Raw genomic sequence first — 12,119 nt, forward strand, 5'->3', positions numbered from 1 at the left:
CCGCTGGCACCGATACCATCGGAAGGTCTCCTGCGATGTCGGCGAATGGCCGGCTGACCGTCTATCACATTCCGGTCTGTCCGTTCAGCCAACGCCTGAAAATCCTGCTGACGCTCAAGGAGTGCCGGGACTCGATCGATTTTCAGGTGATCGACATCACCATGCCGCGCCCCGCCTGGTTGCTGGCCAGGACACGGGGGGCGACGGCTCTGCCCGTGCTGGAAACGGCCGACGGACGCGTGCTCAAGGAGAGCCTGGTCATCCTCGAGTACCTCGATCGGATCTTCCCGGGCGATCGGGTTGCGCAGCAGGACCCCTTCCGGCGTGCGGTCGAAGGAATGCTCACCACGATGGAACGCGACTTCGCGGCCCAGGGCTACCGTTTCGTGATGAACCAGGACACCGCGCAACGTGCCACACAACAGCAGCAGATGTTGCGGCAGTTCCGAATGCTGAATGATTTTCTTGCCGAATACTCACCGACGGGCACGTTTCTTTTCGAGAAATTTGGCTGGGCGGAAGTCGTCTTCACCCCTCTCTTCATGCGCTTCTGGTTTCTCGAATACTACGAGAATTTCACGCTTCCGGACGATGCGGCGTATTCCCGCGTACGCCGATGGCGCGACGCCTGCCTGGTGCATCCCGCTGCGCAACAGGTCAGCCGCGAAGAGGTAGTCAAGCTCTATTACGACTACGCCAAGGGCGTGGCCAACGGTGCCCTGCTGCCGGGACGCAGCCGGTCGTCCTTCGTTTTTCTGCCGCACTGGCGGGAACGACCGTGGCCGCCGGCGGACAAGTATCGAAACAGTGCAACGGATGAGGAACTCGGTCTGTGAGACTGGACGCGGAGCCGCACGCGCGGTTGTGGTCGTCAGCGGTATTGCGCCTCGTCCTGTTCGACCCGCATGGCACTACTACAAGGGCTTCCGTTAGAGTGGAAGGCGTGCTTGAGGTAGAGCAATGTGGCTGAGAGCCGAATCGGCAGCCCGGGTCGGCCGGCAGCACCACGACCGCGATCAGCAACCTGTGGCGTCGGACCGAACAGGTCATTGCGATCGATGATCCGACCGTCGCCATCCCCGGGCCCGACTGCTCGGCCCGAGCGGCCGGCGCCGGAAGATCCCTGACGCGAGGACTCGCGCAGCATTCACCCTGCAAGCGTCGGCAGTACACGACGAAGGGAAGGTAAACGCGCCTATAATGAGGACAGGGAGGTCGGCGCGGGAAAAGCTGCCGCGGCGGCCCGCATCGGGATCCACGAGAGTTGCCAGAACGAGGAGTCGAAAATGAAGGTAAGCCATTTCCTGTCGGTCGGCGCTGCCGCGTGCGCCACCCTCGCCTTTGTCGGCTGCGGCGAGAAACAGATCAGTTACAAGGAGGATGTCGCGCCCATCCTGAGCCAGTATTGCGGGAAGTGCCACACGCCGCCCGACGGCGAAGGCTTCCTCAAGAGTGGCCAGGATCTCAGCAGCTACGACGGTCTGATGAAGGGTACGCAGTTCGGTCCGACCGTCAAGCCGAAGGAGAGCTTCACCAGCGCCCTGGTGATGATGATCGAGGGGCGCGTCTCTCCGTCGATCCGCATGCCGCACGGCAAGGAAGCGATCCCGAAGGACAAGATCGAAACGATCAAGAAGTGGATCGACCAGGGCGCCAAGAACAATTGATTCCGCTTGGGCAGCAGTGCGCGCACTGCCGGCGTTTGCGCATCCTCACGCCGTGAGGCGGTTGGTCGCCGTCACTGCGGCCAGGTAGCCAGTGTCCCGCTGCAGGCTGCTCCGGGCGAGCGCCGGGGTGGTCGGGGTCAGACGCTCGACGCGCTGAGCCCGTTGCGGATCGTGCGGTGGTCGCCAGTGGGCAAGCAGTTCGCCAACGGCCTGCGGCGAGTTGCATACCAGGAGCAGGTCGCAGCCGGCGTCCCAGGCCGCCGTGCAGCGCTCGACGATGCCGCCGGCGAAGCTGGCTCCGGCCATCGACAGATCGTCGCTGAAGATGACCCCGGCGAAACCGATTTCGTCGCGCAGCAGGCGGATCCAGAAGTTCGAGAAACCCGCAGGGCGCGGGTCCACCTGCCGATAGATGACGTGCGCCGGCATCACCGCGTCGAGTCTTAGCCGGCGGTAGGGTTCGAGATCGGACGCCAGTTCGTCGAGCCGGCGTTCATCGACCGGCAGCGCGACGTGCGAGTCGGCCTCGACCCAGCCGTGGCCGGGGAAATGCTTGCCGCAGGCGGCCATGCCTGCGTCGTGCAGGCCGGCGATCAATGCTTCGGCCAGCTCGGCGACGACGGCCGGATCGTGATGCAGCGAACGATCGCCGATGACGCTGCTGCGTCCCCAGTCGAGGTCGAGCACCGGCGTGAAAGACAGGTCGACGCCGTGCGCGCGCAGTTCGGCCGCCAGCACGTAGGCCACCTGCCGTGCTGTCCGCAGCGCTGCGGCCGGGTCACGGTCCCACAGTTCGCCGAGTCGCCGCATCGCCGGCAGGCGCGTGAAGCCGGCGCGGCAGCGCTGCACGCGGCCACCCTCGTGATCGATGGCGATCGGCAACGCCGGCGAGCGCAGCGCATGCACTTCCGACGTGAGCTGCGCGAGCTGCTGCGGCGACTGGAAATTGCGCGAGAAGAGGATCAGGCCGCCGACCAGCGGATGACAGAGCCGTTGGCGTTCGTCGTCGGACAGGGTGAGGCCGGCGACGTCGATCATCAGCGGGCCGAGCGGAAGCTGGTGGCTCATTTCGGTTCCATCAATTCCATGACTACGAAGGCGATGGCGAAGTCGCGCTCGTCGCTGATCGAGACGTGCGCCAGCAGCCGTTGCTGTTCGAGATGGGCGGCCAGTGCCGCGGCGTATTCGAAGTATGGTTTGCCGAGCGAATCGTGCGCAATGCCGATGCTTGGCATCGTGGCCGGGGCGACCAGGCCGATGCCGAGAGCCTTGCCAAAGGCTTCCTTGGCGGCAAAGCGCTTGGCGAGATAACGTGCCGGATCGCGGATGCCGACGAACTCGGCACACTCTGCGGGCGACAGGAGTTTGCTCAGCGCGCGCTGGCCGTGCCGCTCGTAGAGCTCGCCCAGGCGTGCAACGGCGACGATGTCGGTGCCGATGCCGGCAATCATGACCGGGAAAGTCGCACCAGCGATCGCGCCTGCGCTTCGCGCAGCAGACGTTTCATTTCGCGTACCGCTTCGCGCAGGCCGACAAAGATGGCGCGGCTGATGATCGCGTGCCCGATGTGCAGCTCGCGGATTCCCGGCAGTTGCGCAACCGGCTGCACGTTGAAATAGTTGAGCGCGTGTCCGGCGTTGAAACGCATGCCGAGCTGCCGGGTTGCCTCGCCGGCGGCGCGAATCTTTTCGAGCTCGGCAAGTACGGCGCCGCTTTCGGCGTCGCGCCCCTGCGTGTAGAAAGCATGTGCGTAGGGACCGGTATGGATCTCGCAGACGCGCGCGCCGATGCGCGCGGCGGCCTCGACCTGCGCCGGTTCGGCGTCGATGAAGACGCTGGTGACGATTCCGGCGTCGCCGAGGCGGGCCACCGACGCGGCCAGCCTGGCTTCCTGGGAAACGATGTCGAGTCCACCTTCGGTGGTCACTTCATGCCGGCCTTCGGGCACCAGCATCGCCATTTGCGGCTTGATCCGGCAGGCGATGCCGATCATTTCGTCGGTCGCCGCCATTTCGAGGTTGAGCTTGATCTGCGCCAGGTCGCGCAGCCTCTCGACGTCGGCGTCCTGGATGTGTCGCCGGTCTTCGCGCAGGTGGATGGTGATCCCGTCCGCGCCACCGAGATGTGCTTCGACCGCCGCCCAGACGGGGTCCGGCTCGTAGGTGCAGCGTGCTTGCCGGATCGTTGCCACATGGTCGATGTTGACGCCAAGTTCGATCATAATTCCTGTAGCTCCCTGAAGATCCGGCGGCTCGCGAGACTCTTGCCAGCCGTGTAGTGGCCGATCAGCGTGCGCATCAATTGCTTCGCCTCGGCCAGCGAACGCGGGTGCGAGAAGTCCTCGCGCGCCAGATCGAGCAGCGTTCTGCCGCTGACCGCCAGCGCCGAGCTGCCAGGCCCGGGCAGCCGTACCGGGCCGCGCTCGATCTCGTAGGCGTAATGCGCATCCATGTCGACCGCGAGGCCGGCGGCGTCGGTTTCGAGTGTCAGACCGTAACCGAGCTCGCGCAGCAAGGTGCCTTCGAAGCGGCGCAGGTCCGATTCCTGTGCGCCCTCGGCGAAACGCCGCAAGGTCTCGGCATAGACTGCGAACAGGCCGGCGTGCGCGTCCTCGCGTGGCAGCAGGTGCATCAGCAACTCGTTCAGATAATAGCCGCAAAACAGCGCTTTGCCCGTCAGCAACGGCTGCCCGCCCTGCCACTCGGCCTTGATCAGCGTTTGCACTTCACCGCGCCCGGCCCAGCCTATCTCGAGCGGTTGAAAAGCCAGCAGTACGCCGCGCAGCAGCGAGCGCGGCCGCCGCGCGCCACGTGCCAGCAGCGCGACACGACCATGGTCGCGAGAGAAGACATCGACGATCAGGCTGGTTTCGCTGTATGGGTAAGCATGCAGGACGAACGCAGGCTGACCGTCGACCTTGTGCTGCTGGTTCACTCTCTGACCCGTTGATCAGCCATCGCAGGGCCCGTGCCCTATTCGTAGCCGAGCGTCTTGAGCATCCGCTCATCGTCAGCCCAACCCGACTTGACCTTGACGAACACCTCGAGAAAGACCTGGCCTGCGAACATCCGTTCCATGTCCTGACGCGCTTCCGAGGCAATCCGCTTGACGACTTCGCCACCACTGCCGATGATGATTGCCTTGTGGCCCGGACGATCGACGAGAATGGCCGCGCTGATCCGTCGCAAAGCGCCATCGACTACGAACTTTTCGATGTCGACGGTCGTCGTGTAGGGCAGTTCGTCGCCGATCAGGCGAAACAGCTTTTCGCGGATGTACTCGGCGGCCAGGAATCGCTCGCTGCGGTCGGTGATCTCGTCCTCCGCGTACAGCAGCCCGGTGTTCGGCAGATGCTTGCGCGTTTCGGCGAGCAGGGGAGCAAGCTGCTCGTCACGCAACGCGCTGACCGGGACGATCGCGGCGAACTCTCCTTCACCGGCGAGTCGGGCGAGGTAGGGAAGCAGGCGGGCCTTGTCGGACAAGCGGTCGATCTTGTTTACCACGATGATCAGCGGCCGGTCTCGTGGCACCAGCCGCCGTACCGCCCGGTCGCGGTCATCGAGACGCCCGGCCTCGACCACCAATAGCACCACGTCGACTTCGCTCAGCGCCTGGCGGACGCCGCGATTCATCGTCCGGTTCAAGGCATTGCCGAATCGGGTCTGGAAACCCGGCGTATCGACGAAAACGTACTGCGCGTCTGGTCCGGTGAGGATGCCCATGATGCGGTGGCGAGTCGTCTGTGCCCGTTGCGAAACGATGCTCACCTTCTCGCCAACCAGCGCGTTGAGCAGCGTCGACTTGCCGACGTTGGGGCGGCCGACGATGGCGATCTGACCCGAGCGGATTGCGCTCATCACCGGTCCAGGGCCTTGAGCGCGCGTTCGGCGGCCACCTGTTCGGCTGCCCGGCGACTGCCGCCGCGGCCCTCGGTGCGAATCTGCAGTGAATCGATCACGCAGGCTACCGTAAACTGCTGCGCGTGCGCCTCGCCCTCGGTGCTGGCCAGCAGGTACTGCGGCAGGGCGATGCGTGCGCCCTGGAGGTGCTCCTGCAGACGTGTCTTGGCGTCCTTGACTCCTTGTCCGGAAGTCAGCTGATTCAATTTGTTTTCGTAGACGCGGCTGATCACCTCGCCGGCAGCGTCGAAGCCGGCGTCGAGCCAGAGCGCGCCGAACAGTGCTTCGAGGGCATCGGCAAGGATCGACGGACGTTGGTGTCCGCCACTCTTCTGTTCACCCTCGCCGAGACGAAGGAAGTCGCCCAGCGAGAGCGCGACGGCGAGCTGATGCAGGCTGTCCTGCCGCACCAGACTGGCGCGCAGCCTTGATAGTTCGCCCTCGGCGAGACGGGGAAAACGCTCGTACAGGCGGCGCGCCATGATGGCATTGAGAATCGCATCGCCGAGAAACTCGAGCCGCTCGTTGTGCAAGGCGCTGTAGCTGCGGTGGGTCAGCGCCAGCTGCAGAAGCGTGCGGTCGTTGAACGTATAGGCTAGCGACTGTTCCAGGCGGGAAACGGTCATGGGGTCATCGTGCGTAATTGCGCCCCGACGACGAGCCATGAAAATCGATCAGCAGGCTGATATTGGCGACCAGCGGGATGCGCTTTTCGTAGGCGAAGGCGATCACCACCTGGTTCTCCTCCTTGAAGATGTCCAGGTCTGCCGGCGTGAGCGTCTTGATGTGCTCGACTTCGGCATACTTGGCGAAAGCCTGCCGCAATTCGGGAACCGTCTTGCCGTTGGCATCAGCGGCCACGGCCTTGATCGCTTGCCTGATCTTGTAATAATCCATGAACTCGGGCAACACCCGGATCGCGAAAATTGCTGCCACCGCGATCACCGTGCCCCATACGATCAAGCCGGAAAGGGCTACGCCACGCTGACGATTCATTGTCTTCGCTCCCTACCTGAACGAGCCAATCCGTTTCAGATCGCCGAAGTTCAACCAGATGAAGAATGCTTTCCCGACGATGTTTTCTTCCGGAACGAAGCCCCAGTAGCGGCTATCCCTGCTGTTGTCGCGGTTGTCGCCCATCACGAAGTAGTGCCCCGGCGGGACGGTACAGATCACGCCCAGCGCATTGTAGGAACAATCCTGGCGATTGGGGAACTGTACCGGGCCGGGGATGTAGGGCGGCGCATCCACGTCATTGAGCGCGCGGTGTTCCGTTTCTCCGATCTTCTCGATGAACTGCTGCGAATAGTACAGACGTTCCGGGTGTTGGTAATCGTCGATCCTCTCGCTCGGTACCGTCTGGCCGTTGATCGTCAGCTTCTTGTTCTGGTATACGATCGTGTCGCCGGGAAGCCCGACCACCCGCTTGATGTAGTCGAGCGAAGGATCCTCCGGGTAGCGGAAAACCATCACGTCGCCGCGTTGCGGACTGCCGATGTCGATGATTTTCCGGTTGAGCACCGGCAGGCGAATGCCATAGGCGTATTTGTTGACGAGAATGAAGTCGCCCACCTGCAGCGTCGGGATCATCGAGCCCGAGGGGATCTTGAACGGCTCGACGAGGAACGAGCGGAGCAGGAAGACAACCAGAATGACCGGGAAGAAGCTCGCTCCGTACTCCACCCACCAGGGATCCCTGGCATCCGCGGGCCGCCGCTTGCGCAGGAAAAACGCGTCGGCTACCCAGATGGCGCCGCTGAGCAGCAGCAGGATCAACAGGATCAAGGCAAAATTCACTCGCTCACTCCTTTACTTGCCGACGCGCAAGACGGCAAGGAAAGCCTCCTGCGGAATCTCGACGGAGCCGACCTGCTTCATGCGCTTCTTCCCAGCCTTCTGTTTTTCGAGCAGTTTCTTCTTGCGCGTGATGTCGCCACCGTAACACTTGGCCAGCACATCCTTGCGCATCGCCTTGATGTTCTCGCGGGCGATGATGTTGGCGCCGATCGCCGCCTGGATGGCGACATCGTACATCTGGCGGGGAATCAGTTCGCGCATCTTGGCTGCCAGTTCGCGGCCCCGGTAGACCGAGTTCGCGCGGTGCAGGATCACCGAAAGCGCGTCGACGCGCTCACCATTGATCAGGACGTCGAGCTTGACGACGTCGGAGGCCCGATATTCCTTGAACTCGTAATCGAGCGAGGCGTAACCGCGCGACACCGACTTCAGGCGGTCGAAGAAATCCATCACTACTTCGGCCATCGGCATTTCATAGACCAGCTGGACTTGCCGTCCATGATAAGTCATGTCGATCTGGTTGCCGCGCTTCTGATTGCACAAGGTAATGACGCTGCCCAGATACTCCTGCGGAACGAAAATCGTGGTGGTGATGATCGGCTCGCGAATCTCCTCGATTTTCGACAATTCGGGGAGCTTCGCCGGGTTTTCCACGCTGATCAGGCTGCCGTCGCGCAACAGAACCTCGTAAACCACGGTCGGCGCCGTGGTAATCAGGTCCTGATCGAACTCGCGTTCGAGGCGCTCCTGGACGATCTCCATGTGCAGCAGTCCGAGAAAGCCACAGCGGAAACCGAAGCCGAGTGCCTGTGAGACCTCGGGTTCGTAGCGCAGCGAAGCATCATTGAGCTTCAGCTTCTCGAGCGACTCGCGCAGCGAGTCGTACTGGTTGGATTCGACCGGGTACAGTCCGGCGAAAACCTGTGACTTGATTTCCTTGAACCCGGGCAGGGGATCGCTCGCAGGCCGGTCCTGCAGCGTCAGAGTGTCGCCGACCTTGGCCGCCTGCAGTTCCTTGATTCCCGAGACGACGTAACCGACCTCACCGGCGCGCAGAGCATCGCGCTGCAACGCCTTCGGCGTGAACACGCCGATCTGCTCGCAGAGATGCGTCGAACCGGCCGCCATCAGGCGAATTCTGTCTTTCGGCCGGAGCGTGCCATCGAAGACGCGTACGAGCATGACCACGCCGACATAGTTATCGAACCAGGCGTCCACCAACAAGGCCTTGAGCGGTGCATCGGGGTCGCCCATGGGCGGCGGAATCCGCTCGATGATCGCCTCCAGGATGTCCTCGACGCCAAGGCCGGTCTTCGCCGAAGCGAGTATGGCGTGCGAGGCGTCGATGCCGATCACGTCTTCGATCTCCTGGCGAGCGTTGTCGGGCATCGCCGACGGCAGGTCGATCTTGTTCAGCACCGGTATGACGTCCACCGCGAGCTCGATCGCCGTATAACAATTGGCAACCGTCTGCGCTTCGACGCCCTGCGAGGCGTCGACCACCAGCAGCGCTCCTTCGCAGGCGGACAGCGAGCGCGACACCTCGTACGAGAAATCGACGTGGCCCGGGGTGTCGATCAGGTTGAGGTTGTACGTCTCGCCGTCACGCGCCCGGTACTGCAGGGCAGCGGTCTGCGCCTTGATGGTGATCCCGCGCTCGCGCTCGATGTCCATCGAGTCCAGCACCTGAGCCTCCATCTCGCGATCCGAAAGACCACCGCAAAGGTGAATGATGCGATCGGCGAGCGTCGACTTGCCGTGATCGATATGCGCGATGATGGAAAAATTGCGGATGCGTTGCATGGACATGGTGTGCGCTCTGTCGCGACCGAGCCGTCCCGGAAGAAAAAAGGGTGCCAGCGTGCACCCTTGGTCGAACCAGCGGAAAGCGGGGATTCTAGCCGATCTTGCTCAGATAATCACGGACTTTGCTTTCGTCGAGGAAGTAATGACAAAGCTCTCTGCGCTCGTGCAGGAGGACCGGAACCAGTTCGTCGTAGAGTGCCTCGAGCGCCGGGTCTGCGTCGACGTCGAGGACATCGAGGGCAACGCCGAAGTCGGCCAGCAGTGGTGCCAGTGCCGCTTCCATTTCCGCGCACAGATGACAGTAGCGACGCGAAATCAGCGTCAGGTTCGTTGCCTGGCTCAATCGGGTCACTTGTCGGCGAGACCCTTGATGGTGACGAAGGTCTGCAACTCGCCGCGGCGCACCAGCAGGGTGACGTTGGCGGCCTTGTCGAGTTGCGCGAGCAAGCGATTGAACTGCTCCAAGGTCTTGATTTCGATGCTCTCGCCACGTGCGATCAGCGCCAGGATGACGTCGCCGGGCCGCAGGTCGACACGCGCCGCGTTGTTGCGCACGTCCTCGATCAGCAGACCGCCGCCCACCTTGAGTTCCCGCTTCTGCTCCGCGGTCAGCTCGGACACCACCAGTCCGAGGCGGTTGGGGGTGCGCTCCGGCGGCCTGGCACTCTTGCTTCCATGCGCTGCGGGTCTCTCTTCGGCCATTTCCCCGACCACCACCGGAACGTCGCGCGACGCCCCCTTGCGCCATACCTGGATCGTCACCCGACTGCCCGGCTTGGTGCCGCCGACGATGCGGGGCAGATCGCTGGAATTGGCAATCGTCCTGCCATCGAACTTGAGAATCACGTCGCCCGGTTCGATCCCCGCCTTCTCCGCTGGCCCCCCCTTTTCCACCGAGTTGACTATGGCTCCCTGCACCTTGCTCATGCCAAAGGAGTCGGCCAGATCCTTCGTCACCTCCTGGATGACGACGCCGATACGGCCACGACTGACCCTGCCATTCGCACGCAGTTGTGCCTGCACCTCCATCGCGACATCGATCGGAATGGCGAAAGATATCCCCATGAAGCCACCCGAGCGGCTGTAAATTTGCGAGTTGATGCCCACCACCTCGCCTTTCATGTTGAACAACGGACCGCCCGAATTGCCGGGGTTGACCGCCGCATCGGTCTGGATGAAGGGGACGTAGTTCTCCTGTGGCAGCGATCGCCCCTTGGCACTGACGATGCCGGCGGTGACGCTGTTCTCGAAGCCGAAAGGCGAGCCAATCGCGATGACCCATTCGCCGACCTTGAGGATCCCGGGATCGCCGAGACGGACGGTCGGCAGGCCGGTGGCGTCGATCTTGATCAACGCCACATCGGTGCGCTTGTCGCTGCCAATGACCCGCGCCTTGAACTCGCGCTTGTCGGTCAGGCGCACGACGATTTCGTCGGCCGCATCGACGACGTGTGCGTTGGTGAGCAGATAGCCGTCCGAACTGATCACGAAGCCGGAACCGAGCGACCGGCTCTCGAAATCACGCGGTGCGCCCGGAAGTCCGGGAGCTCCCGGCTGGCGCGGCATGAAGCGACGGAAGAACTCGTTCATCGGGTCGTTCTCATCGAACGGAAACGGCTGACTGCCACGCCCGCCGCCGCGCACCGACTGGCTGGTGCTGATATTGACCACTGCCGGCCCCTGTTTTTCCACCAGTTCGGTGAAATCCGGCAAGCCACGCGTATCGGCCTGCACCAGCACCGAGAACAGCGTCAGACAGAAAGCGAGCAGGAATTTCTTCATGGCACCAGGTCCCTCCAGCATGTCATCACATGGGCACAAGATATGCGGGCCGGCGGCGCGGAATCAAGGCCGAATCGATGCCTGCCAACGGGCGTCGTGCCGTCTGCGCCTTTGCGCGCGCCACAAGCCCAGCCAGCCGAGCAGCAAACCGGCCAGTGCGCCGCCGATCGCGCCCGCCTCGCTGCCCCAGGCCGATCCTGCCATCGCCCCGGCGAGAAGCGCCAGCACGGGCAAGGCGTAGGCATGCAACGCGCTGCGACCGACGGCGCCGTCGCCGATGCGCACGCGCACCCGCCTGCCGACCCCGCAATGTTCGGGATTCAGCACCCGGAAGGTACGCGGACCCGGGCAAAACAACTTGCCCAGGTTGTGACCGCCACAACCTCCCGGCTCGTGGCAGCGCCCACAACCGCTCTCGTCGATGTGTACGTGCGCGTGCTCGCCATCGACCGCGGTCACCGTTCCCCAGACTTCGCTCATCGATTCTCCCAGCTCGCCGTCGATCAGCACCGACGACGGTTCGCCCATGGCTACCACCTGCGGTCGACCGAGGTGTCGAGCAATGGCCGCAACTTCTCGGCAACGGCCTCGCGGGCGCGGAAGATGCGCGAACGTACCGTGCCAATCGGACAGCTCATCGCCACGGCGATTTCCTCGTAGCTCAGGCCCTCGATTTCGCGCAGCACGATGGCGTTGCGCAGTTCCTCTGGCAAGGCTTCCATTGCCGCGTTGATCGTATCGCCAGTCTGCTTGGACTGCAGCAGGCTTTCCGGCGTGTTGATGTCGCGCAACTGGCCCGCATCCTCGAAGCCTTCCGCTTCCTCGGCGTCGAATTCGGTTGTGGTTGGCGCTCGGCGTCCCTGGGCCACGAGATGGTTCTTGGCGGTATTGATCGCAATCCGGTACAGCCAGGTGTAGAACGCGCTGTCTCCACGAAACGCTGGCAGCGCCCGATACGCCTTGATGAACGCCTCCTGCGCGACGTCCTCGATCTCCGACTGGTCGCGGATGAGGCGCGACAAGAGGCGCGCGACTTTGCGCTGATATTTTTCTACCAGCAGCTCGAATGCGTGTTTGTCGCCGGCTTGTGCGCGTTCGACCAGCAACTGGTCAATTTCGCGTTCGCTCATGCTCCCTGGTTTTCCTGTGGCATAACGAGGACATCTGC

At 63.3% G+C, this 12,119-nt stretch carries 15 protein-coding genes; 2 read left to right on the forward strand and 13 right to left on the reverse strand.

Annotated features, from left to right (window positions below):
* The first annotated feature begins 35 nt into the window (after positions 1–35).
* Together NFV80_RS13160 and NFV80_RS13165 are read left to right on the forward strand one after the other, a co-directional pair.
* Positions 36–836, forward strand: coding sequence for a glutathione S-transferase family protein (locus NFV80_RS13160; protein WP_295330973.1), 801 nt, complete (start codon positions 36–38; stop codon positions 834–836).
* Positions 837–1,286: 450 nt separating this feature from the next.
* Positions 1,287–1,667, forward strand: coding sequence for a c-type cytochrome domain-containing protein (locus NFV80_RS13165; RefSeq protein ID WP_295330976.1), 381 nt, complete (start codon positions 1,287–1,289; stop codon positions 1,665–1,667).
* A 45-nt stretch (positions 1,668–1,712) separates the two neighbouring features.
* Here NFV80_RS13165 and nagZ read toward each other — a convergent pair whose 3' ends face one another.
* The 13 genes from nagZ to rpoE form a co-directional block, all read right to left on the reverse strand.
* Complete coding sequence (gene nagZ, locus NFV80_RS13170; protein WP_295330978.1) at positions 1,713–2,735, reverse strand: beta-N-acetylhexosaminidase; 1,023 nt, start codon at positions 2,733–2,735, stop codon at positions 1,713–1,715.
* Complete coding sequence (gene acpS, locus NFV80_RS13175; RefSeq protein WP_295330980.1) at positions 2,732–3,118, reverse strand: holo-ACP synthase; 387 nt, start codon at positions 3,116–3,118, stop codon at positions 2,732–2,734. Before acpS ends, nagZ begins: the two co-directional genes overlap by 4 nt.
* Positions 3,115–3,888 carry a pyridoxine 5'-phosphate synthase gene (locus NFV80_RS13180; protein ID WP_295330981.1) on the reverse strand — a complete coding sequence of 258 codons (774 nt, stop codon included), beginning with the start codon at positions 3,886–3,888 and terminating at the stop codon, positions 3,115–3,117. The genes acpS and NFV80_RS13180 overlap by 4 nt, the downstream gene beginning before the upstream one ends.
* Entirely contained in the window at positions 3,885–4,601 is a 717-nt protein-coding gene (recO, locus tag NFV80_RS13185; RefSeq protein ID WP_295330984.1) for a DNA repair protein RecO, read from the reverse strand. The genes NFV80_RS13180 and recO overlap by 4 nt, the downstream gene beginning before the upstream one ends.
* 38 nt (positions 4,602–4,639) lie before the next feature.
* On the reverse strand, positions 4,640–5,524 hold the full coding sequence (era, locus tag NFV80_RS13190) for a GTPase Era (RefSeq protein WP_295330987.1): 885 nt from the start codon (positions 5,522–5,524) through the stop codon (positions 4,640–4,642).
* A complete protein-coding gene (gene rnc / locus NFV80_RS13195) occupies positions 5,524–6,192 on the reverse strand; it encodes a ribonuclease III (protein WP_295330989.1) in 669 nt (222 codons plus the stop codon). The genes era and rnc overlap by 1 nt, the downstream gene beginning before the upstream one ends.
* 4 nt (positions 6,193–6,196) lie before the next feature.
* Positions 6,197–6,562 carry a DUF4845 domain-containing protein gene (locus NFV80_RS13200; protein ID WP_295330991.1) on the reverse strand — a complete coding sequence of 122 codons (366 nt, stop codon included), beginning with the start codon at positions 6,560–6,562 and terminating at the stop codon, positions 6,197–6,199.
* A gap of 12 nt (positions 6,563–6,574) precedes the next feature.
* A complete protein-coding gene (lepB, locus tag NFV80_RS13205) occupies positions 6,575–7,363 on the reverse strand; it encodes a signal peptidase I (RefSeq protein ID WP_295330993.1) in 789 nt (262 codons plus the stop codon).
* Positions 7,364–7,375: 12 nt separating this feature from the next.
* Positions 7,376–9,166: a translation elongation factor 4 gene (gene lepA, locus NFV80_RS13210; RefSeq protein ID WP_295331083.1), complete on the reverse strand. Its 1,791-nt coding sequence runs from the start codon at positions 9,164–9,166 to the stop codon at positions 7,376–7,378.
* A gap of 94 nt (positions 9,167–9,260) precedes the next feature.
* The gene (locus NFV80_RS13215) at positions 9,261–9,512 is read right to left on the reverse strand and encodes a glutaredoxin family protein (protein WP_295330995.1); all 252 of its coding nucleotides are present in this window, start codon (positions 9,510–9,512) and stop codon (positions 9,261–9,263) included.
* A gap of 5 nt (positions 9,513–9,517) precedes the next feature.
* Positions 9,518–10,951: a DegQ family serine endoprotease gene (locus tag NFV80_RS13220; protein WP_295330997.1), complete on the reverse strand. Its 1,434-nt coding sequence runs from the start codon at positions 10,949–10,951 to the stop codon at positions 9,518–9,520.
* A 63-nt stretch (positions 10,952–11,014) separates the two neighbouring features.
* Entirely contained in the window at positions 11,015–11,479 is a 465-nt protein-coding gene (locus tag NFV80_RS13225) for a SoxR reducing system RseC family protein (RefSeq protein WP_295330999.1), read from the reverse strand.
* Positions 11,480–11,481: 2 nt separating this feature from the next.
* Positions 11,482–12,081: an RNA polymerase sigma factor RpoE gene (gene rpoE, locus NFV80_RS13230; RefSeq protein ID WP_295331001.1), complete on the reverse strand. Its 600-nt coding sequence runs from the start codon at positions 12,079–12,081 to the stop codon at positions 11,482–11,484.
* Positions 12,082–12,119 lie beyond the last annotated feature (38 nt).

Origin of the sequence: Accumulibacter sp. (assembly GCF_023806565.1) — a bacterium.
Taxonomy (GTDB): Bacteria; Pseudomonadota; Gammaproteobacteria; order Burkholderiales; family Rhodocyclaceae; genus Accumulibacter.

Bases quoted from the DNA above. Each gene is read 5' to 3' on its own strand.
- NFV80_RS13220 (WP_295330997.1), bottom strand. From the start codon at position 10,951: ATGAAGAAATTCCTGCTCGCTTTCTGTCTGACGCTGTTCTCGGTGCTG.
- NFV80_RS13165 (WP_295330976.1), top strand. From the start codon at position 1,287: ATGAAGGTAAGCCATTTCCTGTCGGTCGGCGCTGCCGCGTGCGCCACC.
- rnc (WP_295330989.1), bottom strand. From the start codon at position 6,192: ATGACCGTTTCCCGCCTGGAACAGTCGCTAGCCTATACGTTCAACGAC.
- lepA (WP_295331083.1), bottom strand. From the start codon at position 9,166: ATGCAACGCATCCGCAATTTTTCCATCATCGCGCATATCGATCACGGC.
- nagZ (WP_295330978.1), bottom strand. From the start codon at position 2,735: ATGAGCCACCAGCTTCCGCTCGGCCCGCTGATGATCGACGTCGCCGGC.
- NFV80_RS13160 (WP_295330973.1), top strand. From the start codon at position 36: ATGTCGGCGAATGGCCGGCTGACCGTCTATCACATTCCGGTCTGTCCG.
- rpoE (WP_295331001.1), bottom strand. From the start codon at position 12,081: ATGAGCGAACGCGAAATTGACCAGTTGCTGGTCGAACGCGCACAAGCC.
- acpS (WP_295330980.1), bottom strand. From the start codon at position 3,118: ATGATTGCCGGCATCGGCACCGACATCGTCGCCGTTGCACGCCTGGGC.
- NFV80_RS13180 (WP_295330981.1), bottom strand. From the start codon at position 3,888: ATGATCGAACTTGGCGTCAACATCGACCATGTGGCAACGATCCGGCAA.
- NFV80_RS13200 (WP_295330991.1), bottom strand. From the start codon at position 6,562: ATGAATCGTCAGCGTGGCGTAGCCCTTTCCGGCTTGATCGTATGGGGC.
- NFV80_RS13225 (WP_295330999.1), bottom strand. From the start codon at position 11,479: ATGGGCGAACCGTCGTCGGTGCTGATCGACGGCGAGCTGGGAGAATCG.
- era (WP_295330987.1), bottom strand. From the start codon at position 5,524: ATGAGCGCAATCCGCTCGGGTCAGATCGCCATCGTCGGCCGCCCCAAC.